Source organism: Variovorax sp. V35 (assembly GCF_041154465.1).
In the GTDB taxonomy this organism is placed as follows: domain Bacteria; phylum Pseudomonadota; class Gammaproteobacteria; order Burkholderiales; family Burkholderiaceae_C; genus Variovorax; species Variovorax boronicumulans.
In genome coordinates this window covers 3,927,140-3,949,823 of the sequence record NZ_AP028666.1, presented here as the reverse complement: position 1 = coordinate 3,949,823, position 22,684 = coordinate 3,927,140, and the positions used below count along the sequence as shown (strand labels likewise).

Here is a 22,684-nt window from a genome sequence, read left to right as displayed (position 1 = left end):
GGGCGGGTGCTGCGGCTTGGGCATTGATTCAGAAGGCGCTTTCAAACACGTGGCATTGCAGCAAACAGTAGAACAAACCGTGGCCGGTCTCGGCTACGACCTGGTCGAGGTCGAGCGCTCGGCCGGTGGATTGCTGCGCGTGACGATTGATTTGCCCTGGACGCCCCCCACCTCTGAAGATGTGGCGGCCGGCGTGCCCGAACCCTTCGTGACGGTGGAAGACTGCGAGAAGGTCACGCGCCAGCTGCAATTCGCGCTGGAAGTCGATGCGGTCGATTACAAGCGGCTCGAGGTCTCCTCGCCCGGTATCGATCGCCCCTTGCGCAATGAACAGGATTTCGAGCGATTCGTGGGCGCGGTGATCGACATCACCCTCAAGGCTCCCATGGGTGCTGCCGCGGCGGGCCAGGTGTCGGCCAATCGCAAGAAGTTTCGCGGCACGCTGGAGCGTGCTGACGGCGGTTCGGGTTGGCAGATCGTCTGGAGCGATGCGCCCGAGACCAAGCCGGGTCAAAAAGTGAGCAAGAAGCGCGCGCCTGCACCGTTGCATGCGCTGGGCTTCGTATTGGACGAGCTGCGCGATGCGCGGCTCGCGCCGATTGTGGATTTCAAGGGCCGCAAGGCCAAAACCCAACCGGGTTTTTCGGATATTGACGACGGAATGAACGTTCCGGACTGAACAAGAGGAGTGGTGGCATGAATCGCGAAATGTTGATGTTGGTGGATGCGATCTCGCGCGAGAAGAACGTCGAGCGCGACGTGGTCTTCGGCGCGGTCGAATCCGCACTGGCGCAAGCCACCAAGAAGCTCCATCAGGGTGACGTGGATATCCGCGTGGCGGTCGATCGCGACAGCGGCGACTACGAAACTTTCCGCCGCTGGCACGTCGTTCCCGACGAAGCCGGCCTGCAACTGCCCGACCAGGAGATCCTGCTCTTCGAGGCTCGTGAGGAGATGCCCGACATCGAGGTCGACGAATACATCGAGGAATCCGTCGATTCGGTGCCGATCGGGCGCATCGGTGCCATGGCTGCCAAGCAGGTCATCCTGCAGAAGATCCGCGACGCCGAGCGCGAGATGCTGCTCAACGACTTCATGTCGCGCGGCGACAAGATCTTCGTGGGCACCGTCAAGCGCCTGGACAAGGGCGACATCATCGTGGAAGCCGGGCGCGTCGAAGGCCGCCTGCGCCGCAGCGAGATGATCGCCAAGGAAAACCTGCGTAACGGCGACCGCGTGCGGGCCATGATCATGGAGGTCGACCTGACGCTGCGCGGCGCGCCGATCATCCTGTCGCGCTCGGCCCCCGAGTTCATGATCGAGCTGTTCCGCCAGGAAGTGCCCGAGATCGAACAAGGCCTGCTCGAAATCAAGAGCTGCGCCCGCGACCCCGGTTCGCGCGCCAAGATCGCCGTGCTCTCGCACGACAAGCGTGTCGACCCGATCGGCACCTGCGTCGGCGTGCGCGGCACCCGCGTCAACGCCGTCACGAACGAACTCGCCGGCGAGCGCGTGGACATCGTGCTGTGGAGCGAAGATCCGGCCCAGTTCGTGATCGGCGCCTTGGCGCCGGCGAATGTCTCGTCGATCGTGGTCGACGAAGAAAAACACGCCATGGACGTGGTGGTGGACGAGGAAAACCTCGCGATCGCCATCGGCCGCGGCGGCCAGAACGTGCGCCTGGCTTCCGACCTCACCGGTTGGAAGATCAACATCATGGACGCGAACGAGTCGGCCCAGAAGCAGGCGACCGAGACCGATGCCAGCCGCAAGCTCTTCATGGAAAAGCTCGATGTCGACGAGGAAATCGCCGACATCCTGATTTCGGAAGGTTTCAACAGCCTCGAGGAGGTGGCCTACGTGCCGATCTCCGAGATGCTTGAGATCGAGGCCTTCGACGAAGACACCATCAATGAGCTGCGCGCCCGTGCAAAGGATGCGCTGCTGACCATGGAAATCGCCAAGGAAGAAGGTGTCGAAACCGTCTCGCAGAACCTGCGCGACCTCGAAGGCCTCAATCCCGACCTGATTCCGCAGCTGGCTGAAGCGGGTGTGAACACCCGTGACGACCTGGCCGACCTCGCGGTCGATGAACTCACCGAAATCACCGGCCTGAGCGCCGATGACGCCAAAGCCCTCATCTTGAAAGCCCGCGAACATTGGTTCGCCGGCCAAGAGTGACGGTATGGAGGCACGAAAGCAATATGTCCAGTACCACTGTCGCCGAGTTCGCGAACGAGCTCAAGAAGACTCCCGAAACCTTGCTTGACCAGCTCAAGAGCGCAGGCGTGCCCAAAGCGGCCGCCACCGATGCACTCACGGAGGCCGACAAGCAGCGCTTGCTCGGCTTCCTGAAGGCCAGCCACGGCACGGCCGAGCCCGAGCGCAAGAAGATCACGCTGACCAAGAAGTCGACCAGCGAGATCAAGCAGGCCGACGCCACCGGTCGCGCCCGCACCATCCAGGTCGAAGTGCGCAAGAAGCGCACCTTCATCCAGCGCGATGAAGGCCACCCGGCCACGGCCGAAGGCGCGCAGCAGCAGGCGGCCGAAACGTCCGCCGCACCAGCCGCGCCCCAGATCGACGAAGCCGAACTGGCCCGCCGCGAGGAAGACGCACGCCGACAGGCCGAGCTGATCCGCCGCCAGGAAGAAGAGCTGGCCGAGAAGCGTCGCCAGCGCGAAGAAACCGAAGCCCGCGAACGCGAGCAGGCCGAAAAGGCCGAGCGCGCCGAACAGGCCGAGCAGGAAGCTGCACGCATCGCCGCCGAGAAGAAGGCCGCTGAAGCCGCCGCTGCCTCGGCCAAGGAAGCCGCGAAGCAGCCGGTGGCTGCCCCAGCCGCACCGGCCGCTGTGGCCGCCGCCGCTGCGGCCGCAGAAACCGCTGCCGTCGCCGAAAAGCAGGCTGCCGACACCAAGCTGGCCGCCCAGAACGCCGCCACGCAAGCCAAGGAAGACGCCAAGGCCAAGGCCGCCGCCGAATCGAAGGCCCGTGCCGACGAAGAAGCCGCCCGCGCCAAGGACCTCGACGAGCGTCGCCGCAAGGCCCTGGCCGAAGCCGAAGCCATCCGCGCCATGATGAACGCACCGGCCCGCGTGCTGGTGCCGCACAAGGCGCCCGAGAAGCCGCAGCCTGAAAAGTCGACGGTCAAGGGCACGCTGCACAAGCCGGCCACGCCGCCGGGCCGCCCGGGTGCCCCTGCGGCTCCTGGCGCCGCAGCGCCGGCCGCCGCCGGTGCAGGCAAGGAAGTCAAGTCCGCCAAGCTCTCGTCGAGCTGGGCCGGCGATCCTGCCAAGAAGAAGGAAATCAAGACCCGCGGCGATGCCAGCGGCGGTGTCAGCCGCGGCAACTGGCGCGGAGGCCCGCGCGGCCGTCGCGGCAACGACCGTGGCGGTCATGACGAGCAGCACGCACCGGCCGCACCGGTCGAGGCGCGCGTGCTCGAAGTGCACGTGCCCGAGACCATCACGGTCGCCGAGCTCGCGCACAAGATGGCCGTGAAGGCGCAGGAAGTCATCAAACAATTGATGAAGCTGGGCATGATGGCGACCATCAACCAGTCGCTCGACCAGGACACCGCGATGATCATCGTGGAGGAAATGGGCCACAACGCGGTGGTTGCCGCGCTGGACGACCCCGAAGCCTTCACCGACGAGGACGTGTCGGCGCAGCAGGCCGAAGCCCTGCCGCGCGCACCGGTCGTGACCGTCATGGGTCACGTCGACCACGGCAAGACCTCGCTGCTGGACTACATCCGCCGCGCCAAGGTCGCCGCGGGCGAAGCCGGCGGCATCACGCAGCACATCGGTGCGTACCACGTCGAAACCGAACGCGGCATGGTGTCGTTCCTCGACACCCCGGGTCACGAGGCGTTCACCGCCATGCGTGCCCGCGGTGCGCAGGCCACCGACATCGTGATCCTGGTGGTGGCGGCCGACGACGGCGTCATGCCCCAGACCAAGGAAGCCATCAAGCACGCGAAGGCGGCGGGTGTGCCGATCGTGGTTGCGATCAACAAGGTGGACAAGCCCGACGCCAACCTGGACCGCGTGAAGCAGGAACTGGTGGCCGAAGAGGTCGTGCCCGAAGAGTACGGCGGCGACGTGCCGTTCGTGCCGGTGTCGGCCAAGACCGGCCAGGGCATCGACGACCTGCTCGAACAGGTGCTGCTGCAGGCCGAAGTGCTGGAACTCAAGGCGCCGGTGGATGCCGCCGCCAAGGGCCTGGTCATCGAAGCCCAGCTCGACAAGGGCCGCGGCCCGGTCGCCACGGTGTTGGTGCAGTCCGGCACGCTCAAGACCGGCGACGTGGTGCTGGCCGGCTCGACCTATGGCCGCGTGCGCGCCATGCTGGACGAAGACGGCAAGGCCACCAAGTCGGCAGGTCCGTCGATCCCGGTCGAAATCCAGGGTCTGACCGAAGTGCCGCAGGCGGGCGACGAGTTCATGGTGATGGCCGACGAGCGCCGTGCGCGCGAAATCGCCACCTACCGTGCCGGCAAGTTCCGCAACACCAAGCTGGCGAAGGCGCAAGCCGCGAACCTGCAGAACATGTTCACCGACCTGTCGGCGGGCGAAGTGCAGACGCTGCGCATCATCATCAAGGCCGACGTGCAGGGTTCGCAGGAAGCACTGGCCCAGTCGCTGCTCAAGCTGGCGACCGAAGAAGTCAAGGTGCAGATCGTGTACGCCGGCGTCGGCGGCATCAGCGAAAGCGACATCAACCTCGCGATCGCGTCGAAGGCAGTGGTCATCGGCTTCAACGTGCGGGCCGATGCCGGTGCGCGCAAGCTGGCCGAAGGCAATGGCGTGCAGCTGAACTACTACAGCATCATTTACGACGCCGTCGACGAGATCAAGGTCGCGATGTCGGGCATGCTGGCACCGGAGCGCCGCGAAGAGATCATCGGCTCGGCCGAGATTCGCACGGTGTTCGTGGCCTCGAAGATCGGCACCGTGGCCGGCTCGTACGTCACTTCGGGCTCGGTCAACCGCAGCGCGCATTTCCGCCTGCTGCGCGACAACGTGGTGATCTACACCGGCGAAGTCGACTCGATCAAGCGCATGAAGGACGATGTCCGCGAAGTCCGCGAAGGTTTTGAGTGCGGTATCAAGCTCAAGAACTACAACGACATCAAGGAAGGCGATCAGCTCGAATTCTTCGAGATCAAGGAAATCGCCCGGACGCTGTAAGCGTTCGACGCGAAAGAGGCCATGCCGAAAAGAAAAGCAGCCGCACCCAACCGCGCGTTCAAGGTCGCCGACCAGATCCAGCGCGATCTGACGGAGCTGATCGCGCGCGAGTTGAAGGACCCGCGCGTGGGCATGGTCACGATCCAGGCGGTCGAAGTCACGCCCGACTATGCGCATGCGAAGGTCTTCTTCAGCCTGCTCACGGGCGACGTGGCCGAGACCACCGAAGCGCTGAACCAGGCCGCGGGCTTCCTGCGCAACGGCCTGTTCAAGCGCCTGCACATCCACACCGTGCCGACGCTGCACTTCCTGTTCGACCGCACCACCGAGCGTGCGGCCGACATGAATGCGCTCATCGCACAGGCCGTTGCTTCGCGCTCGAAAGACGACTAGCGATGAACGCGCCACGCACACGGGTGCAGCGGCGCCCTGTGCATGGGGTGTTGCTGCTCGACAAGCCGCTGGGGTTTTCCAGCAACCAGGCCTTGCAAAAGGCCAAGTGGTTGCTGCGCGCCGAAAAAGCGGGCCATACCGGCACGCTCGATCCGCTCGCCACAGGCGTGCTGCCGCTGTGTTTCGGCGCCGCCACCAAATTCAGCCAACTGCACCTGGACGCCGACAAGACCTACGAGGCGGTCGCGCGCCTGGGCGTCAAGACCGCCACGGGTGACGCCGAAGGCGAGGTGATCGCCGAACGGCCGGTCCAGGTGTCGCCAGAAGACCTGGCTCGCGTCGAGGCACTGTTCACCGGCCCGATCCGCCAGGTGCCGCCGATGCACAGCGCGCTCAAGAAAGATGGCAAGGCGCTGTACGAGTACGCGCGCGAAGGCATCGAGGTCGAGCGCGCGCCGCGCGACGTCGTCATTCACAAACTCACGCTGACCCGGCTGGATGACACCAGCATCCGCATCGTGGCGAGCGTGAGCAAGGGCACCTACATCCGCACCCTGGGCGAGGACATCGGCGAGGCCCTGGGCTGCGGCGCGCACCTGACCTCGCTGCGCCGCACGGCCACGGGCGGATTCGGGCAGGCGCAGTGCGTCACCATCGAAGCGCTCGAAGCCATGACCGAAGACGAGCGCCTGGCACGCCTGTTGCCTCCCGAAGCGCTGGTCGACGGCCACAGCCGCGTCACGCTCGCGGCCGAAGATGCCGCACGTTTTCTCTCGGGCCTGCGCCGCCGCGGCGGCTGGGCCGATGCCGAGGCGGTGGCCGTGTTCGGCACCGACCCGCAGGCGTTCCTGGGCACCGCCCATGTGAGCGCCGGCGAACTGATCCCGGGGCGCTTGCTGAACCCCATCGAAATTCAGCAAATTCTTTTGAACGCACCACAGACCGAAGCGACACCATGAGTACCAAGCAAATCCGCAATATCGCCATCATTGCCCACGTGGACCATGGCAAGACCACCATGGTCGACCAGCTGCTGCGCCAGTCGGGCACCTTCGCCGAGCACGAGAAGGTCGTCGACACGGTGATGGACAACAATGCGATCGAAAAGGAACGTGGCATCACGATCCTGGCCAAGAACTGCGCCGTGACCTGGGAAGGCACGCACATCAACATCGTCGACACCCCGGGCCACGCGGACTTCGGCGGTGAAGTGGAACGCGCGCTGTCGATGGTCGACGGCGTGGTGCTGCTGATCGACGCGCAGGAAGGCCCGATGCCGCAGACGCGCTTCGTGACCAAGAAGGCGCTGGCCCTGGGCCTGAAGCCCATCCTGGTCGTGAACAAGGTCGACAAGCCCGGCGCGAACCCCGACAAGGTGGTCAATGCCGCCTTCGACCTGTTCGACAAGCTCGGCGCGACCGACGAACAGCTCGACTTCCCCGTGGTGTACGCCTCGGGCATCAATGGCTGGTCGTCGCTCGAAGAAGGCGCACCGGGCGAGCAGTGGGGCCCCGACATGTCGGCCCTGTTCAACACCATCCTGAAGCACGTGCCGTCGCAAAAGGGTGACCCGAACGCACCGCTGCAGCTGCAGATTTCCGCGCTCGACTTCTCGACCTTCGTCGGCCGCATCGGCGTAGGCCGCATCAGCCAGGGCACGCTCAAGCCCATGTCGGACGTGCTGGTCATGGAAGGCCCGGACGGCAAGAGCATCAAGGGCCGCGTCAACCAGGTGCTGACCTTCCAGGGCCTGGACCGCGTGCAATCGACCGAAGCCGGCCCCGGCGAAATCGTGCTGATCAACGGCATCGCCGACATCGGCATCGGCGTTACCGTGACCGACAAGGACAACCCCGCGCCGCTGCCCATGCTCAAGGTCGACGAACCGACCCTGACCATGAACTTCTGCGTGAACACCAGCCCGCTGGCCGGCCGCGAAGGCAAGTTCGTGACCAGCCGCCAGATCTGGGACCGCCTGCAGAAGGAACTGCAGCACAACGTGGCGCTGCGCGTGAACGAGACCGACGAAGAAGGCATCTTCGAAGTCATGGGCCGCGGCGAACTGCACCTGACCATCCTCTTGGAAAACATGCGCCGCGAAGGCTATGAAATGGCCGTCTCGAAGCCGCGCGTGGTGTTCCGCACCGTGAACGGCGAGAAGCACGAGCCCATCGAAATGGTCACGGCCGACATCGAAGAAGGCCACCAGGGCGGCGTGATGCAGGCACTGGGCGAGCGCAAGGGCGAGCTGGTCAACATGGAACCGGACGGCCGTGGCCGCGTGCGCCTGGAGTACCGCATTCCGGCGCGTGGCCTGATCGGCTTCACGAACGAATTCCTGAACCTGACGCGCGGCTCGGGCCTCATCAGCAACATCTTCGATAGCTACGAGCCGCACAAGGGCGACATCGGCGGCCGCAAGAACGGCGTGCTGATCTCCATGGACGACGGTGAAATCTTCACCTACGCCCTGGGCAAGCTGGACGACCGCGGCCGCATGTTCGTGAAGGCGAACGATCCGGTCTACGAAGGCATGATCGTCGGCATCCACAGCCGCGACAACGACCTGGTCGTGAACGCCACGCGCACCAAGCAGCTGACCAACTTCCGCGTGAGCGGCAAGGAAGACGCGATCAAGATCACGCCCCCGATCGACCTCACGCTGGAATACGGCGTCGAGTTCATCGAGGACGACGAGCTGGTCGAAATCACACCCAAGAGCGTGCGCCTGCGCAAGCGTTTCCTGAAGGAAAACGAGCGCAAGCGCGCCGGCCGCGAAACGGCCGCCTGATCGCCGGCGCCGTCGCTTCATGCGCCTCACGCATGGCGCAGCCGTCGGGCTGATGGTCGCTGTGACCCTCATGTGGGGCACGGCGGGCGTTGTCACGCGGCACCTGGCGCAGGCGCACAGTTTCGAGATCACCTTCTGGCGCAGCCTCTTCACGATGCTGGCGCTGCTGGTGATCTTGCCGCTTTGGCGGGGGCGGGCGGTGTTCTCGCTGCTGCGCCGCGGCGGGCGCTCGCTGTGGATATCGGGCGTCTGCTGGGCCGTGATGTTCACGGCCTTCATGGTGGCGCTGACCCTCACCTCCACCGCGAGCGTGCTGGTCACGATGTCGCTCGGGCCGCTGTTCACCGCACTGGCCGCGCGCCTCTTCATCGGGCACAAGCTTCCCGTGCGCACCTGGGCGGCCATCGTGGTCGCCGGGCTGGGCATCGGCTGGATGTACGGCACGCAGCTGCTGGGCGGTGGCGGTGGGTCGCTCGTCGGCACGCTGGTGGCGCTGTGCGTGCCGCTGGCCGGCGCGACGCAATGGACCGTGGTCCAGCATGCGCACGCCAAGGGGCAGGATGTCGACCTCGTGCCTGCGGTGCTGATCGGCGCGACCCTCTCCGCACTCGTCACCTTGCCGCTGGCTTGGCCGTTCCATGCCGGCCCCCATGACCTGGGCCTGCTGGCCTTCCTGGGTGTGTTTCAGCTGGCGATTCCGTGCGTGCTCTCGGTGCTGTGCGCGCAGGTGCTCAAGGCGCCCGAGGTGGCGTTGCTGGCGCTGCTCGAGGTGATCTTCGGCATCGCACTGGCCTGGCTCGGCGCCGGCGAGACGCCCGCGGCCAGCGTGCTGACGGGCGGCGTGCTCGTGATCGGCGCGCTGGTGTTCAACGAGTTGCTCGCGCTGCGCGGGCGCCGCACCACGCTGGCGGACAGCGCGCTGCCGGGCGCGCACTGACCTTTCGCGGCCCTCAGCGGCCGAAGAGGTACCAGCCGATCACGATCACGACGGCCACCGCGATCATTCCGAAGTTGCGCCAGCTGGCTTGTTGGCTGCGCGCGAACTCTTTGAGCATGTCGGCGGTCTCCTGCTCGTCGGCGGCGACGATCGCCTGGGCTTCGTCGAGGATGCGTCGGTGGTCGGCTGCCGTCGCGAAGGCCGGCTCGGCGGCAACACGGGCGCGGAGCGCTTCGAACGGCGCCGTGTCGAGCAGGCCGTCGGTCACCAACCAGCCCAGCGTGCGGCCCAGGGCGACGGGCGCGCCGGTCAGGGGCGCGGCGCGCAGCGCCAAGTCGCGGGTCTCGGTGTCGATCAGCCCTTCGTTGAACAGCGCGATCACGGCCTCGTGCGTGATGCCGGTCTTGCCGAGGTCCAGCAGGTCGTCCGCGTCGTAGGCGATGTCTTCCGCTTCGGTGAACGCCGCGACGGCCGGCGAGGCGGCTTCGAGGCGTTCCACAGCCGCATCCAGTTCTTCCTCGGCGATCAGATTCTTGAGGCGCATCCAGGCCAGCGCATGCGCGGGGCCGGGAATCGGTGGCAGGGCGGGGGCCTCGGGGTGCGCGAGCGCGGCATCGTGCTGCGCGTCGGTGATGAGGCCGTGGGACACAAGCGCGTGGAAGGCATCCGGGTGGGTGTCGGCAAAAGTCATCGGGCCATTCTGCCGTGCACCATGAAAAAAGCCCCGGCGGATGCCGAGGCTTTCGTGGGTGGCGGCGCCGGTCAGGCCGACGCCATCACATCAGCGGCATCAGGGACGGGCAACCTTCCAGGCACCGTTGGCCACGCCGTCACCGGTCTTGTCGCCGGCCTTGGTGTCCTTGGCCCAGTAGTACAGCGGCCAGCCCTTATAGGCCCACTGCTTCTTGCCGTCTTCACGCACGATGATGGTGTAGCCGCCCATGGGCTTGGCGGCGTCGGCCACGGCGAGCGGCGGCCAGTTGGTGGCGCATTGGCCGTTGCAGGCGGAGGTTCCGGCATTGGCGGTGTCGCGGGCGAAGGTGTAGAGCGTCATGCCGTTCGGGCCGACCAGCACGCCGTCGGCGGTGCGGGTGGGCGTGTCGGGCGCTCCAGCGGTCTTGGTGGACATGCCGCCGCAGCCGGCGAGCAGTGCCGCTGCGAGGATCGAGGCGCTGAGCAATTTCATGCAGTTTCTCCTTCAGTTGAAAAATCAATCGCGAAAACAAGCCAGGTGAATGCGCGAACCGGCAGTTTATGCCGTCGCTACGATAACTCGCGGTAGGCCAGGGTCGCGAGTCTCAGTAGCGCATCGCGCGGCAGGCGACCGGCCACGGCATAGCCGAAACCCCGGTCGACCCAGTAGAAGCTCGGCACGGCGTCGTCCGAAGCAAAACGGAAGGCGGTTTCGCGCGCGGCAGCGGCATCTGCGGCCTGCGCGTCGAGCGTGCCGATGTACAGCGTGATGCGTTCGCCCGCCGCGTCCTCGAACATGAACTGCGCGCGCGCGCCGGCTTCGCCGGGCAGCAGGCGTCCGCCGACCAGCGTGTAGCCGAGCGAGGACAGATCGGGCACCTTGAGCGGGTGGTCGAGGCGCTTGGACAGCCACTGCACCAGGTGCTGCTGCTCGGCGGCGGCCACTTCGACGGGGTGCCGTTTCTCAGGGGTGTAGACGACGTGGGCCACCGAGGCATCGCGCACGAACTCGCGCACAGCCGGTGCGCGCGCCAGGGAGGCCCCGGCCGCCTGCGACGCGCCCGACCACTGGGCATTGCCGAGCCAGCCGGCCGCGAAGGCGACCAGCAGGCCGGCGGCCATGCCGCCCCAGCGCAGCCAGGGGGCCGAGCGACCAGCCTCGGCACGGCGCCGCTCGAGCACGCCCATCAGCGGCGCAGGCACGGGTTCATCGAGCAGGCCGCCGTGCAGGCGGCGCAAGGCGTTGCGCTGGGCATGCCAGGCCGCCACGCGGGCCGCCACGGCCGGATCGCGCGCCAGCGCATCCTCGACCGCCTCGCGGCGTTCGGGCGGCAATTGGCCGTCGACCCAGGCGTGCAGCTCGTCGTCGGTGGGGGGCAGGGTGGGGCGGTTCATGGCGGGTGCTTCACGTCACTTGAGGCGGCGCAAGCCGGGGCGGCTGGACGCGGCGGCGCCGTCCATCAGCTCCTGCAGGCGAAGGCGGGCGCGCGAGAGGCGCGACATCACGGTGCCGATCGGAATGCCGAGCACCTTCGCCACCTCGGCGTAGGACAGGTCTTCGAGCGTCACCAGCAGCAGCACGGCGCGTTGCTCTTCGGGCAGCAGCATCAGGCAGCGCTGCAGGTCGAGGCCCAGGCCCGGATCGGCGCCACCCTGCAGCTGCTCGGGCGCCACGTCGTCCAGCGGCACGACCGCATGCGGTGGCGGCCGGCGTCGCACCTGGCTGGCGAAGAGGTTGTGCATGACCGTGAAGAGCCAGGCGCGCAGGTCGGTGCCCACGACCCAGAGCCGCCACTTGCCGCAGGCGCGCTCGAGCGTGTCCTGCACCAGGTCGTCGGCCGCCCAGGCATTGCCCGTGAGCGCACGCGCATAGCGGCGCAGGCTCGGGATGTGCTCGACCAGCAGGCGGGCGTCCATGGGTAGGCCGTGAGCCTGTCCGTGTCAGGGCTTGGCGGTTTTCCAGGTGCCGTTGACGCCGTCGCCGGTCTTGTCGCCCGGCTTGGTGTCCTTCACCCAGTAGTACAGCGGCCAGCCCTTGGCGGCCCATTGCTTCTTGCCGTCGTCGCGCGTGACGATGGTGAAGTCGCCGCTCGGCTTGTCGCTGTCGGCTGCCATGAAGGGCGGCCAGTTGGTGGCGCAGCCGCCGTTGCAGGCCGACTTGCCGCTGCCGGCCGTGTCCTTGTCGAAGGTGTAGAGCGTCATGCCGTTCGCACCGACCAGCGCGCCATCGGCGGCCTTGGGCTGGGCGAACGCGGGGAGGGCGAGCAGGCTGCCGAGCAGGGCGGCGGCGATGCCGACGGAAGACATGCGAAGAGGCGACATGGAAAGACTCCTGGGTTGATGGCATCGAGGATCGATGACACCGCACAAACGCCCGCAGAGCGCGTTTTATTCCATGCCGCCCAAAAAAAGAAAAATCAGCGGTTGCGGCTCTTCATCGCGCGCTCGACTTCGCGCTTGCCTTCGCGGTCCTTGATGGTGTCGCGCTTGTCGTGCTCGGCCTTGCCCTTGGCGAGCGCGATCTCGCACTTCACCTTGCCGGCCTTCCAGTGCAGGTTCAGCGGCACCAGCGTGTAGCCCTTTTGCTCGACCTTGCCGACGAGGCGCTTGATCTCTTCCTTGTGCAGCAGCAACTTCTTGGTGCGGACCGAATCAGGATTGACGTGCGTCGAGGCGCTCTTGAGCGGGTTGATCTGGCAGCCGACCACGAACAGCTCGCCGTCGCGAATCACCACGTAGCCGTCGGTCAGCTGCACCTTGCCTTCGCGCAGCGACTTGACTTCCCAGCCCTCGAGGACCATGCCGGCCTCGAAGCGTTCTTCGAAGAAATAGTTGTAGGCGGCCTTCTTGTTGTCGGCGATGCGGGAGGAGGTGTCTTGTTTCTTGGTGGCCATGGCTCGAGAAGTTGGGGGCGCATGGCTTCAATACAATCCGTCGCGCACGCTGTGCCGATTCTATGAAAACAGTCCACAAGTCCGTCCTCATCTGGTACAGCGCCGAAGAAATGTACGCGCTCGTCACCGATGTGGCGAAGTACCCGCAGTTCCTGCCCTGGTGCGACAAGTCGCGCGTCATCGAGCAGGACGAAGGCGGCATGACCGCCGAAGTCGGCCTGGCCTTCGCCGGGCTGCACCAGAGTTTCACCACCCGCAACACGCACATCGCAGGCCGCGAGGTGCAGCTGAAGCTGGTCGACGGGCCGTTCTCCAACCTCGACGGCACCTGGAAATTCCACCCCGTGGGCGAGCAGGGCGAACGCGCCTGCCGCGTCGAGCTGCAGATGAGCTACGGCTTCAGCAACTTCGCGCTGCAGGCCCTGGTGGGGCCGGTGTTCGACACCATCGCCTCGAGCCTGGTCGAAGCCTTCGTCAAGCGCGCCGAACAGGTCTACGGCGAAGGCTGATGGCCGATCGCCGCATCGAGGTCACGCTGAGCTGTTCGCCGGCGGCGCGCGAGGTGTTCGAGCAGGTCCTGCAGCTCGCGCCCGGCACCGCGGTGGCCGAGGCGGTGAAGGCCAGCGCGCTCATGCAGCGCTTCCCCGACCTGGACTGGCGGCATGCCATGACGCCGGGCATCTGGGGCCGGGCGGTGGCGTGGGAGCAGCCGTTGAAGGACGGCGACCGCATCGAGCTGTGCCGTCCGCTCGCGGTCGATCCGAAGGTGGCGCGCCGTGAACGCTTCCAGCGCCAGGGGGCACGCGGCACGGGCCTGTTTGCGAACAAGCGCAAGGGCGGCAAGGACGGCTACTGAGCGGCCGTCGCGGGCTTACTTGCAGTCGCTGTCGATGACCGACTGAACCCGCTTCTGCTCGGCAGCGCGCGCAGCGTCGTCCATGATTTCGCGCTCGCCCTTGGCGTTGACCTTGGCGAGGCGGATGCCACTGTCGATCGTGGCTTTGCCTTCCCGTGCGCGGGCGCAGCTCTCGGCCTTGGCCTTGGCGATCTTTGCCGCTTCAGCCGCTTCCTTGGCCTTCTGCTCAGCCTCGGCCTTCTTGGTCTTTTCCTCGAGTTCCTTGTCCACGCCCGTGGGCTTGGGCGGCGGCGCGGCCTTGGGGGCTGCCGCCGTCTCGCTGCTTCCCTCGGCGGCCGGCGTGACCGGGGCGGGCGCCCGGGCCGACGGCGAGGGGCCGGCGCGGCGCAGGATGTTCTTCTCGGGGATGTCGGTGGGCGGCGGCTGGTCGCTGAAGACCTTCTTGCCGCTGTTGTCGACCCATTGCCATTGCGCGCTCGCCGAGAGCGGCAGCGCGCATGCACAACCCAGTACCAGCCAATGCAGGAGATTCATGCGCGGAGTTTAGCTGGGCCTTACTTTTTGCAACATCCGGAATAGGCGGTTTTGCAACGGTCAAAAAGAACCCGCGCCGGCGAAGCGGGCGAGGGCCTCGTTACAATCCGTCTTTTGGAGCCTCACCCATGCGCCTTCTCGGCAAAGCGCTCACCTTCGACGACGTGTTGTTGGTGCCAGCATTCTCCCAAGTCCTGCCCAAGGACACGTCTCTCGCCACCAAGTTCTCCCGCAACATCACGCTGAACCTGCCGCTCGTCTCGGCGGCCATGGACACCGTGACCGAAGCCCGCCTCGCGATCGCCATCGCGCAAGAGGGCGGCATCGGCATCGTGCACAAGAACCTCACCGCGCAGCAACAGGCCGCCGAAGTGGCCCGCGTCAAGCGCTACGAGTCGGGCGTGTTGCGCGACCCGGTGGTGATCACGCCGACGCACTCCGTGCGCCAGGTGATGGCACTGTCCGACCAGCTCGGCATCTCGGGTTTCCCGGTGATCGACGGCGGCAAGGTCGTCGGCATCGTCACGGGGCGCGACCTGCGCTTCGAGAACCGCTACGACGTGCCCGTCAGCGAAATCATGACGCAGCGCGACCGGCTCATCACGGTGCCCGACGGCACCACGCTGGCCGAAGCCAAGGCGCTGCTGAACAAGCACAAGCTTGAGCGCCTGCTGGTCATCAACGGCGACTGGGAGCTCAAGGGCCTCATTACCGTCAAGGACATCACCAAGCAGACCAGCTTCCCCAATGCCGCACGCGACGCCAACGGCCGCCTGCGCGTGGGCGCGGCGGTCGGCGTGGGTGACGGCACCGAAGAGCGCGTCGAAGCCCTGGTGAAGGCCGGCGTCGATGCCATCGTGGTCGACACCGCCCACGGCCACAGCGCCGGCGTGATCGAGCGCGTGCGCTGGGTCAAGAAGAACTACCCGCAGGTCGACGTCATCGGCGGCAACATCGCCACCGGCGATGCCGCGCGTGCGCTGGCCGACGCCGGCGCCGACGCCGTCAAGGTCGGCATCGGCCCCGGCTCCATCTGCACCACCCGCATCGTCGCCGGCGTGGGCGTGCCGCAGATCATGGCGGTCGACAGCGTCGCCACCGCGCTGCAGGGCACCGGCATTCCGCTGATCTCCGACGGCGGCGTGCGCTACTCGGGCGACATCGCCAAGGCCATCGCGGCCGGCGCCAGCACCGTGATGATGGGCAGCATGTTCGCCGGTACCGAAGAGGCGCCGGGCGAAATCGTGCTGTACCAGGGCCGCAGCTACAAGAGCTACCGCGGCATGGGCTCCATCGGCGCGATGCAGCAGGGCAGTGCCGACCGGTACTTCCAGGAATCGACCACCGGCAACCCCAACACCGACAAGCTCGTGCCTGAAGGCATCGAAGGCCGCGTGCCCTACAAGGGCTCGATCGTCTCCATCGTCTACCAGATGGCCGGCGGCGTGCGCGCCAGCATGGGCTACTGCGGCTGCGCGACCATCGAGGACATGCAGAACAAGGCCGAGTTCGTCGAGATCACCACGGCCGGCATCCGTGAGAGCCACGTCCACGACGTGCAGATCACGAAGGAAGCCCCGAACTACCGCGCTGAGTAAGTCCAATCTGGCCAGACCTTGAAAGTCAGGCCAGACTCGGCTTAAAATTTGGGCCAGATTCAAATTTTCTGGCCCAAATGCAATCCATCGGCATCGCTGAAGCCAAGAACAACTTCTCGGCCCTGATCGACCTGGTCGAAAAGGGCGAGGAGGTTCGCATCACCCGCCACGGCAAGGAAGTCGTGCGCATGCTGCCGGTGCGCCGCAAGCCCGTCATCACCGACGAGCAGATCGCCCGCGAGCTCGGGCAGATCGACGCCCTGCACGCCACCATCCAGCCCGGCCCCACCACCCGCGAGCTCCTGGACCAGGGACGCCAGCCATGACCGCCTTCGTCATGGACGCCTCGGTCACCGCCGCGTGGCTGCTGCCCGACCAGGCCAGCGAACACACCCGCAGGCTCTACGCCGCCATCCGCCGCGACGAGGTCGAGCCACAGGCGCCCAATGCCTGGCAATGGGAGTGCGCCAACATCCTCGCCAACGGCGTGCGCAGCGGCCGCATCCCGGCATCGGCCGTCGAGGGCCTGTGGAGCGTGCTCGACGCCATCCGCCATCGCGTGGAGCTGCACGACCTCGCGCCGGCCCAGCACAAGGCCGTGCTCGCCGTGGCCATCGACGCGGGCGTCTCGCTCTACGATGCGGGCTACCTCTGGCTCGCCAAATCGCTCAACCTTCCGCTCGCCACCTTCGACGAGCACCTCATCCAGGCGGCGCCGCACGCGGGCGTCAAGCTGTTCGACATTTCAACGCTCTGAGTCCTTTCGCCATGCAACACGACAAGATCCTCATCCTCGACTTCGGCTCGCAAGTCACCCAGCTCATCGCACGCCGCGTGCGCGAAGCGCACGTGCTCAGCGAAGTGCATCCCTGCGACGTCACCGACGAATGGGTGCGCGAATACGCGGCCGACGGCCACCTCAAGGGCGTGATCCTCTCGGGCAGCCACGCCAGCGTGTACGAAGAGACCACCGACAAGTGCCCGCAAGCCGTGTTCGACCTCGGCATTCCCGTGCTCGGCATCTGCTACGGCATGCAGACCATGGCCCACCAGCTCGGCGGCAAGGTCGAAGGCGGCCACAAGCGCGAGTTCGGCTTCGCGGCCGTGCGCGCCCATGGCCACACCGCGCTGCTGAAGGACATCGCCGACTTCACCACGCCCGAGGGCTTCGGCATGCTGAACGTGTGGATGAGCCACGGCGACAAGGTCACCGAGCTGCCGCCCGGCTTCAAGCTCATGGCCAGCACCGACAGCTGCCCCATCGCCGGCATGGCCGACGAGGCGCGCCGCTACTACGCGCTGCAGTTCCATCCCGAAGTCACGCACACCGTGCAGGGCAAGGCCATCATCGATCGCTTCGTGCTCGGCATCTGCGAGGCCAAGCCCGACTGGGTCATGCGAGACCACATCGCCGAAGCCGTGCAGAAGATCCGCGAACAGGTGGGTGACGAAGAAGTCATCCTGGGCCTGTCGGGCGGCGTCGATTCGAGCGTGGCTGCCGCGCTCATCCACCGTGCCATCGGCGACCAGCTGACCTGCGTGTTCGTCGACCACGGCCTGCTGCGCCTGAACGAAGGCGACATGGTGATGGAGATGTTCGAAGGCAAGCTGCACGCGAAGGTCATCCGCGTCGATGCCAGCGACCTGTTCCTGGGCAAGCTCGCCGGCGTGAGCGACCCCGAAGCCAAGCGCAAGATCATCGGCGGCGAGTTCGTCACCGTGTTCAAGCAAGAGGCCGCCAAGCTCAAGGCCGGCGACGGCGGCCACAAGGGCGCCACGTTCCTCGCACAAGGCACGATCTACCCCGACGTCATCGAGTCGGGCGGTGCCAAGAGCAAGAAGGCCGTCACCATCAAGAGCCACCACAACGTGGGCGGCTTGCCCGAGCAACTGGGCCTGAAGCTGCTCGAACCGCTGCGCGACCTGTTCAAGGACGAAGTGCGCGAACTCGGCGTGGCGCTCGGCCTGCCTCCCGAGATGGTGTACCGCCACCCGTTCCCCGGCCCGGGCCTGGGCGTGCGCATCCTGGGCGAAGTGAAGAAGGAATACGCCGACCTGCTGCGCCGCGCCGACGCGATCTTCATCGAAGAGCTGCGCAACTTCACCGACGAATCGGGCAAGACCTGGTACGACCTCACGAGCCAGGCCTTCACCGTGTTCCTGCCCGTGAAGAGCGTGGGCGTGATGGGCGACGGCCGCACCTACGACTACGTGGTCGCGCTGCGCGCCGTGCAGACCAGCGACTTCATGACCGCCGACTGGGCCGAGCTGCCGTACGCGCTGCTCAAGAAGGTGTCGGGCCGGATCATCAACGAGGTGCGGGGCATCAACCGCGTGACCTACGACGTGTCGAGCAAGCCGCCGGCGACGATCGAGTGGGAGTGAGCCCCATCGCGCGGGCCAAGGCCCGCGCTGGCATGCCGCTTGCGATCTAATCGCCCCTGATGCGGCGGCCACCGGCGGCGCCGCCTTTCGCGCGAAAGGACGCCCATTGGCCCGCTCCGATCCTCGCAACACCTCGCGGTATTGGCACGCACCCGGCGTGCCGGGCATGGACTTGCTCCATGCCGACTTCACGACGCACGACTACGCTCCGCACGTGCACGATTCCCTCGTGGTCGCGGTCACGGAAGTGGGCGGCTCGGAGTTCAGGAGCCGGGGCCGCACGGATGTGGCCCACACGCAGGCGCTGCTCGTCTTCAACCCCGGCGAGCCGCACTCGGGCCGCATGGCCGGCAGTCCGCGCTGGCGCTACCGGTCGTTCTACCTGGCCGGGCAGGGGCTTCAGGGCGTGCTCGCGTCGCTGGGCATCGACCAGCCCCGGCACTTCACATCGAACGTCTTTCGCGACCCGGACCTCATCGCGCGCTTCCTGGCGCTGCACTACGCCCTAGACGGAGAGCCTGATCCGCTGCTGCACCAGGAACTGCTGGTGCGCAGCTTCGGTGCGCTGTTCGCCGCGCACGGACAGGCCGGGTCGCGCGTAGCGGCTGCGCCCTCGGAGGTGCGCGTGCTCGCGCCCGTGCTCGAACTGATGCGCGACGGCCATGCCGAGCGGCTGACGCTCGAGCAGATGGCGCAGGCCGCCGACCTGACGACCTTCCAGCTGATCGGCGCCTTCCACCGCACGCTCGGGCTGACGCCGCACACCTACCTGACCCAGTTGCGCCTGCGGGCCGCGCTGCGGCAGCTCGATGCGGGCCAGCCCGTGGCCGAGGCCGCGCTGGCCTCGGGCTTCTACGACCAGAGCGCGTTGAACAAGCACTTCAAGCGCACCTTCGGCATGACGCCGTTGCAGTACGTGCGCGCCCGGGCGAACTGATCGAGCCGCGGGCGCAATTTCAACCAATAGCGTTTCGGGTCGTCCTGCCATGCTGAGGCTTCTCAGCAAGGCCACCCATGACACGACTCTTCTGCCAGGAACATGCCGACATCCTGCGGCTGGACGCCCAGGTCCTTCAATCGCGACCCGGTGCCGTGCGGCTGTCGCAGCATCCTTTCTATCCGGGCGGCGGCGGGCAGCTGCCGGACCGCGGCGTCGTCCGCTGGCGGGGCGGCGAGGTGCCCGTCACCGGTTTTTCCGAAGAGGGCGGCCTCGTCTGGGTCCAGCTGCCCGATCGCATCGAGGTCACGGGCGACGTCCAGGCCGAGGTCGATCCGGTCTTCCGGCAATGCATGCGCGAACTGCACACCGACCTGCACGTGCTCAACGCACTGGTCTTCCGTGACTTCGACGGCGCGCTGGTCACGGGCGTGCAGATGAACGACGACGGCACTGCGCGCATCGACTTCGATCTGCCCGGCGCCGACAACGACCGCCTGCGCGCCCTCGAGCCCGAATTGAACGACGTGATCGCGCAGGACCTCGCGGTGCAGACGCACTACGTGTCGGTCACCGCCGCCCATGGCGAGCAGGGGCTGCTGCGCTCCCGCTCGGTGGCGCCGCCGCCTTCGGCCGAGGGCCTGGTCCGTATCGTCGAGATCGCCGGGCTCGACCGGCAGGCCTGCGGCGGCACGCACCTCGCGTCCACCAGCGCCTCGCGGCCGGTGCGGATTCTCAAGATCGAGAACAAGGGGCGCTCCAACCGCCGCGTGCGCATCGGGCTGCAGGGGCTGTAGGCATGCGCAGGTCGCTGCTGGCGCTGTGGGCGCATCCGGTGTGGCTGCTGTGGGTGCCGCCGGCCTTCTGGGCCGGCAACCTCGTGCTGGGGCGTGCGCTCGGGCCGGTCTTTCCGCCGGTGTCGCTCGCGGTGGGGCGCTGGGTCGTGGCGCTGGCGGTGCTGGCGCCGTTCGTCGGCGCGCAGGCGTGGCGCGAGCGCGGGCTGCTTGCACGGCACTGGCGACTGATCGCGGCGTGCGGCGCCTTCGGCATCGCCGGCTACAACGCGCTCGGCTACCTCGCCTTGCAGACGGTGCCCGCCACCAGCGTCGCGTTCCTCAACTCGACGCTGCCGCTGATGGTGCCGCTCGCCGCCGTGGTGCTCGGTGTCGAGCGCATCACCTGGAAGGCCTTGCTCGGCATCGGCATCTCGTTCCTCGGCGTGACCTGGATCGTGGCGCGCGGCGAACTGGCGCATCTGCTGGCATTGCGGCTGGGCGGCGGCGAGCTGCTGGTGCTGCTGGCCGTGGCCAACTACGCCGTGTACTCGGTACTGTTGCGGCGCAAGCCGGCGGCCCTCAGCCCGCTGGTGTTCCTGGCCGCGACCATGGCCGCCGGGCTGGTGGTGCTGATGCCGTTCTGGGTGATCGAGCTGGCACGCGGCGCGCGCATTCCGACCGACGTGGCCTCGGTGGGCGCGGTGCTGTACATCGGCCTCTTCGCGTCGCTGTTCGCCTTCATCCTGTGGAGCCGCTGTGTCGCGACGTTGGGGGCGACGGTGACGGGCGTGTCGTTCCATCTCGTCGCGCTGTTCACTGCGCTGCTGGCGTTCCTTGTGCTGCGGGAGCCCGTGCGCGGCTTTCACATTGCAGGCATCGTGCTGATCCTGCTCGGCTTCTTCGTCACGACCTTCCAGCCGGCGAGGCGCGCGAAGGTCGCGGCCTGAGCCGATGAACACCGTCGAATTGCTGCGCACCCTGGTCGGATTCGACACGACCTCGCACCGCTCCAACCTCGGCCTCATCCACTGGGTGGCCGATTACCTGGCGGCGCACGGCGTCGAGGCGCGACTGATCCCCAGCGACGACGGCCAGAAGGCCAACCTGCTGGCGACCCTCGGCCCCGACGTGGCGGGCGGCATCGTGCTGTCCGGCCACACCGACGTGGTGCCGGTCGACGGGCAGGCCTGGGACTCGGACCCCTTCAAGCTCGTTGAGCGCGAGGGCCGGTGGCATGGCCGTGGCGCGGCTGACATGAAGGGCTTCATCGCAGCGTGCCTCGCAGCGGTGCCTTCATGGCGCAGCCTTGAACTGCGCCGTCCGATCCACCTCGCGCTGTCCTATGACGAGGAAGTCGGGTGCTTCGGCGTTCCACGCCTCATCGCCGCGATGCGCGCCGATATGCCGACACCGACGCTGGCCGTCATCGGCGAGCCGACAGAGATGCGCGTGGGGCTGGCCCATCGCGGCTTCTTCGGCCACCGCATCACCTTCAGCGGGCGGCCGGTCCATTCGGGCGACCCGGCCCTGGGCGTGAGCGCGATCGAGCCGGCCGCGCAGCTGATCGCGCAGCTTGCGCACTTCGGGCACACGCTGCGCGCGCAAGGCAACCGCACGACATTCAACGTCGGCTGCATCCATGGCGGAACGGCGATCAACATCGTCCCCGGCTGCTGCGAAGTGACGTGGGAGTTCCGGCCGACGGATGCGGCCAGTACGGCAATGGTGAAGGGGGAGTTGGCGCGGCTGCTCGCGGGCGTTTCGTCCGAGGTGGCCGTCGAGATGACGCAGCTGGCCGGCGTGCCGGCGCTCTGCGCGCAGGAAGGTGAGGGCGCTGCCGCGGAGACCGCCAGGCGCTGGGGCGCACTGTGGCCTCCGGGTGAGATCCCGTTCGGCACCGAGGCCGGGTTTTTCCAGCAGGCCGGCATTCCGTCGCTGGTGTGCGGGCCCGGCGCGATCGCGCAGGCCCACCAGCCCAACGAGTGGATTGCCGCCAGCGAACTGCGCGCCGCCGACCGTTTCCTGGCCGGCGTCGGCGCCTGGGCGGCGACCGCTTAGAAGTTCGCCTTCAAGCCCACCGTGAACATCCCGCCCTTGGCCTGCTTCGACAGCTTGCCGAAGTAGTCGTAGTCGGCGGTGATCGCGAGGTTCTGCGTCATGCGGTACTCGGCGCCGACACCGACCATCAGGCCCGTGCCGCTGCCCGAAATGCGCTGGTTGGCCGGGGCCCACTTGTTGTCGCCGGAGATGCGTCCGCGTGCCACGCCCAGGCGGCCGTTGAGGGCGAAGGCGTCGCCCAGCGGCATGCGGGCGGTGGCGGCGGCGTAGAAGACCTGGCCGGTGCCGGTCTGCAGCCGGGAGCCGCCGTAGGCCGAGCTCCATTGGCTCACGCTGCCGAGGCGGGCGTAGCCGGCTTCCACGCCGAAGTGCTCGGTCAGGCGGTAGCCGCCATACAGCTTGTAGGACGTGCCGCTCTTGTCGGCCTTCTTGCCGCCCCATGGCACGGGCACGGGGGCGTTTTTCGAGGACGACAGGCTGTAGCTGGAGCGGCCGATGGCGCCGCCGACATACAGCCCGGTGTCCTTGTCGAGACCGGCGGCGAAGGCGCCGACGGAGGCGGTGCCGAGCCAGAGGGCTGCGAGTGCGAGGCGGGCTTGCGTTTTCGTCAAGATGAGATCCTGTTGGTTGATCGATTGAT

General features: G+C 67.2%; 25 protein-coding genes. 17 read left to right on the top strand and 8 right to left on the bottom strand.

The window, feature by feature from the left end; translation table 11 throughout:
- The first annotated feature begins 49 nt into the window (after positions 1-49).
- Genes rimP through ACAM42_RS18275 form a run of 7 tightly spaced genes read left to right on the top strand, consistent with a single transcriptional unit; the run spans position 50 to position 9,313 of the window.
- Positions 50-679 (top strand): ribosome maturation factor RimP, encoded by a 630-nt coding sequence (rimP, locus tag ACAM42_RS18305; RefSeq protein ID WP_369628955.1) that lies wholly within the window; start codon positions 50-52, stop codon positions 677-679.
- A 17-nt stretch (positions 680-696) separates the two neighbouring features.
- The gene (nusA, locus tag ACAM42_RS18300; protein ID WP_062479821.1) at positions 697-2,181 is read left to right on the top strand and encodes a transcription termination factor NusA; all 1,485 of its coding nucleotides are present in this window, start codon (positions 697-699) and stop codon (positions 2,179-2,181) included.
- A gap of 23 nt (positions 2,182-2,204) precedes the next feature.
- Positions 2,205-5,192: a translation initiation factor IF-2 gene (gene infB / locus ACAM42_RS18295; RefSeq protein WP_062479820.1), complete on the top strand. Its 2,988-nt coding sequence runs from the start codon at positions 2,205-2,207 to the stop codon at positions 5,190-5,192.
- A 21-nt stretch (positions 5,193-5,213) separates the two neighbouring features.
- Positions 5,214-5,585: a 30S ribosome-binding factor RbfA gene (gene rbfA, locus ACAM42_RS18290; protein WP_070060772.1), complete on the top strand. Its 372-nt coding sequence runs from the start codon at positions 5,214-5,216 to the stop codon at positions 5,583-5,585.
- Positions 5,586-5,587: 2 nt separating this feature from the next.
- Positions 5,588-6,544: a tRNA pseudouridine(55) synthase TruB gene (gene truB, locus ACAM42_RS18285; protein WP_369628954.1), complete on the top strand. Its 957-nt coding sequence runs from the start codon at positions 5,588-5,590 to the stop codon at positions 6,542-6,544.
- Complete coding sequence (gene typA / locus ACAM42_RS18280; protein ID WP_062479817.1) at positions 6,541-8,376, top strand: translational GTPase TypA; 1,836 nt, start codon at positions 6,541-6,543, stop codon at positions 8,374-8,376. The genes truB and typA overlap by 4 nt, the downstream gene beginning before the upstream one ends.
- A gap of 19 nt (positions 8,377-8,395) precedes the next feature.
- The gene (locus ACAM42_RS18275; protein ID WP_369628953.1) at positions 8,396-9,313 is read left to right on the top strand and encodes a DMT family transporter; all 918 of its coding nucleotides are present in this window, start codon (positions 8,396-8,398) and stop codon (positions 9,311-9,313) included.
- A gap of 13 nt (positions 9,314-9,326) precedes the next feature.
- On the opposite strand, the gene ACAM42_RS18270 is transcribed toward ACAM42_RS18275, so the two are convergent.
- From ACAM42_RS18270 to smpB, 6 genes are all read right to left on the bottom strand, one after another.
- Positions 9,327-10,004 carry a hypothetical protein gene (locus ACAM42_RS18270; RefSeq protein WP_369628952.1) on the bottom strand — a complete coding sequence of 226 codons (678 nt, stop codon included), beginning with the start codon at positions 10,002-10,004 and terminating at the stop codon, positions 9,327-9,329.
- Between the two features lie 99 nt (positions 10,005-10,103).
- The gene (locus ACAM42_RS18265) at positions 10,104-10,499 is read right to left on the bottom strand and encodes an ATP-binding protein (protein ID WP_062479812.1); all 396 of its coding nucleotides are present in this window, start codon (positions 10,497-10,499) and stop codon (positions 10,104-10,106) included.
- Between the two features lie 77 nt (positions 10,500-10,576).
- Complete coding sequence (locus tag ACAM42_RS18260) at positions 10,577-11,401, bottom strand: anti-sigma factor (protein WP_369628951.1); 825 nt, start codon at positions 11,399-11,401, stop codon at positions 10,577-10,579.
- 15 nt (positions 11,402-11,416) lie between these two features.
- The gene (locus tag ACAM42_RS18255) at positions 11,417-11,923 is read right to left on the bottom strand and encodes an RNA polymerase sigma factor (protein WP_307635791.1); all 507 of its coding nucleotides are present in this window, start codon (positions 11,921-11,923) and stop codon (positions 11,417-11,419) included.
- Positions 11,924-11,947: 24 nt separating this feature from the next.
- Complete coding sequence (locus ACAM42_RS18250) at positions 11,948-12,328, bottom strand: hypothetical protein (protein ID WP_159276896.1); 381 nt, start codon at positions 12,326-12,328, stop codon at positions 11,948-11,950.
- Positions 12,329-12,423: 95 nt separating this feature from the next.
- Positions 12,424-12,900, bottom strand: coding sequence for an SsrA-binding protein SmpB (gene smpB / locus ACAM42_RS18245; RefSeq protein WP_062477854.1), 477 nt, complete (start codon positions 12,898-12,900; stop codon positions 12,424-12,426).
- A 62-nt stretch (positions 12,901-12,962) separates the two neighbouring features.
- On the opposite strand from smpB, the gene ACAM42_RS18240 reads away from it, so the two are divergent.
- Positions 12,963-13,409 carry a type II toxin-antitoxin system RatA family toxin gene (locus tag ACAM42_RS18240; RefSeq protein WP_062477851.1) on the top strand — a complete coding sequence of 149 codons (447 nt, stop codon included), beginning with the start codon at positions 12,963-12,965 and terminating at the stop codon, positions 13,407-13,409.
- Positions 13,409-13,756 (top strand): RnfH family protein, encoded by a 348-nt coding sequence (locus ACAM42_RS18235; protein WP_369628950.1) that lies wholly within the window; start codon positions 13,409-13,411, stop codon positions 13,754-13,756. Before ACAM42_RS18240 ends, ACAM42_RS18235 begins: the two co-directional genes overlap by 1 nt.
- Positions 13,757-13,771: 15 nt before the next feature.
- Here ACAM42_RS18235 and ACAM42_RS18230 read toward each other — a convergent pair whose 3' ends face one another.
- The gene (locus tag ACAM42_RS18230; protein WP_369628949.1) at positions 13,772-14,290 is read right to left on the bottom strand and encodes a DUF4124 domain-containing protein; all 519 of its coding nucleotides are present in this window, start codon (positions 14,288-14,290) and stop codon (positions 13,772-13,774) included.
- Between the two features lie 128 nt (positions 14,291-14,418).
- Between ACAM42_RS18230 and guaB the strand changes: the two genes are divergently transcribed.
- The 8 genes from guaB to argE all read left to right on the top strand — a co-directional run bounded on the left by guaB (position 14,419) and on the right by argE (position 22,044).
- Entirely contained in the window at positions 14,419-15,888 is a 1,470-nt protein-coding gene (gene guaB / locus ACAM42_RS18225; protein ID WP_062477841.1) for an IMP dehydrogenase, read from the top strand.
- Positions 15,889-15,965: 77 nt separating this feature from the next.
- Positions 15,966-16,214, top strand: coding sequence for a type II toxin-antitoxin system Phd/YefM family antitoxin (locus ACAM42_RS18220; RefSeq protein ID WP_070060762.1), 249 nt, complete (start codon positions 15,966-15,968; stop codon positions 16,212-16,214).
- Positions 16,211-16,645, top strand: a complete 435-nt coding sequence (locus tag ACAM42_RS18215; RefSeq protein ID WP_070060761.1) for a type II toxin-antitoxin system VapC family toxin — start codon at positions 16,211-16,213, stop codon at positions 16,643-16,645. Before ACAM42_RS18220 ends, ACAM42_RS18215 begins: the two co-directional genes overlap by 4 nt.
- A gap of 11 nt (positions 16,646-16,656) precedes the next feature.
- Positions 16,657-18,273 carry a glutamine-hydrolyzing GMP synthase gene (guaA, locus tag ACAM42_RS18210; protein WP_159271746.1) on the top strand — a complete coding sequence of 539 codons (1,617 nt, stop codon included), beginning with the start codon at positions 16,657-16,659 and terminating at the stop codon, positions 18,271-18,273.
- A 106-nt stretch (positions 18,274-18,379) separates the two neighbouring features.
- Positions 18,380-19,210, top strand: coding sequence for an AraC family transcriptional regulator (locus tag ACAM42_RS18205; protein WP_369628948.1), 831 nt, complete (start codon positions 18,380-18,382; stop codon positions 19,208-19,210).
- Positions 19,211-19,287: 77 nt separating this feature from the next.
- Entirely contained in the window at positions 19,288-20,007 is a 720-nt protein-coding gene (locus ACAM42_RS18200; protein WP_369628947.1) for an alanyl-tRNA editing protein, read from the top strand.
- 2 nt (positions 20,008-20,009) lie between these two features.
- Positions 20,010-20,933, top strand: a complete 924-nt coding sequence (locus tag ACAM42_RS18195; protein WP_062477823.1) for a DMT family transporter — start codon at positions 20,010-20,012, stop codon at positions 20,931-20,933.
- A 4-nt stretch (positions 20,934-20,937) separates the two neighbouring features.
- Positions 20,938-22,044, top strand: coding sequence for an acetylornithine deacetylase (gene argE / locus ACAM42_RS18190; RefSeq protein WP_062477820.1), 1,107 nt, complete (start codon positions 20,938-20,940; stop codon positions 22,042-22,044).
- Here the strand turns inward: argE and ACAM42_RS18185 are convergent.
- Complete coding sequence (locus tag ACAM42_RS18185; RefSeq protein WP_062477817.1) at positions 22,041-22,655, bottom strand: porin family protein; 615 nt, start codon at positions 22,653-22,655, stop codon at positions 22,041-22,043. The two genes, argE and ACAM42_RS18185, sit on opposite strands and share 4 nt — an antisense overlap.
- Positions 22,656-22,684: the final 29 nt, after the last annotated feature.

Coding starts and splice junctions, on each gene's coding strand:
- ACAM42_RS18200 (WP_369628947.1), top strand. CDS start 19,288: ATGACACGACTCTTCTGCCAGGAACATGCCGACATCCTGCGGCTGGAC.
- infB (WP_062479820.1), top strand. CDS start 2,205: ATGTCCAGTACCACTGTCGCCGAGTTCGCGAACGAGCTCAAGAAGACT.
- ACAM42_RS18275 (WP_369628953.1), top strand. CDS start 8,396: ATGCGCCTCACGCATGGCGCAGCCGTCGGGCTGATGGTCGCTGTGACC.
- truB (WP_369628954.1), top strand. CDS start 5,588: ATGAACGCGCCACGCACACGGGTGCAGCGGCGCCCTGTGCATGGGGTG.
- ACAM42_RS18270 (WP_369628952.1), bottom strand. CDS start 10,004: ATGACTTTTGCCGACACCCACCCGGATGCCTTCCACGCGCTTGTGTCC.
- ACAM42_RS18265 (WP_062479812.1), bottom strand. CDS start 10,499: ATGAAATTGCTCAGCGCCTCGATCCTCGCAGCGGCACTGCTCGCCGGC.
- ACAM42_RS18255 (WP_307635791.1), bottom strand. CDS start 11,923: ATGGACGCCCGCCTGCTGGTCGAGCACATCCCGAGCCTGCGCCGCTAT.
- smpB (WP_062477854.1), bottom strand. CDS start 12,900: ATGGCCACCAAGAAACAAGACACCTCCTCCCGCATCGCCGACAACAAG.
- rbfA (WP_070060772.1), top strand. CDS start 5,214: ATGCCGAAAAGAAAAGCAGCCGCACCCAACCGCGCGTTCAAGGTCGCC.
- nusA (WP_062479821.1), top strand. CDS start 697: ATGAATCGCGAAATGTTGATGTTGGTGGATGCGATCTCGCGCGAGAAG.
- ACAM42_RS18250 (WP_159276896.1), bottom strand. CDS start 12,328: ATGTCGCCTCTTCGCATGTCTTCCGTCGGCATCGCCGCCGCCCTGCTC.
- ACAM42_RS18230 (WP_369628949.1), bottom strand. CDS start 14,290: ATGAATCTCCTGCATTGGCTGGTACTGGGTTGTGCATGCGCGCTGCCG.
- typA (WP_062479817.1), top strand. CDS start 6,541: ATGAGTACCAAGCAAATCCGCAATATCGCCATCATTGCCCACGTGGAC.
- ACAM42_RS18235 (WP_369628950.1), top strand. CDS start 13,409: ATGGCCGATCGCCGCATCGAGGTCACGCTGAGCTGTTCGCCGGCGGCG.
- guaA (WP_159271746.1), top strand. CDS start 16,657: ATGCAACACGACAAGATCCTCATCCTCGACTTCGGCTCGCAAGTCACC.
- ACAM42_RS18215 (WP_070060761.1), top strand. CDS start 16,211: ATGACCGCCTTCGTCATGGACGCCTCGGTCACCGCCGCGTGGCTGCTG.
- ACAM42_RS18260 (WP_369628951.1), bottom strand. CDS start 11,401: ATGAACCGCCCCACCCTGCCCCCCACCGACGACGAGCTGCACGCCTGG.
- ACAM42_RS18240 (WP_062477851.1), top strand. CDS start 12,963: ATGAAAACAGTCCACAAGTCCGTCCTCATCTGGTACAGCGCCGAAGAA.
- argE (WP_062477820.1), top strand. CDS start 20,938: ATGAACACCGTCGAATTGCTGCGCACCCTGGTCGGATTCGACACGACC.
- guaB (WP_062477841.1), top strand. CDS start 14,419: ATGCGCCTTCTCGGCAAAGCGCTCACCTTCGACGACGTGTTGTTGGTG.
- ACAM42_RS18220 (WP_070060762.1), top strand. CDS start 15,966: ATGCAATCCATCGGCATCGCTGAAGCCAAGAACAACTTCTCGGCCCTG.
- ACAM42_RS18195 (WP_062477823.1), top strand. CDS start 20,010: ATGCGCAGGTCGCTGCTGGCGCTGTGGGCGCATCCGGTGTGGCTGCTG.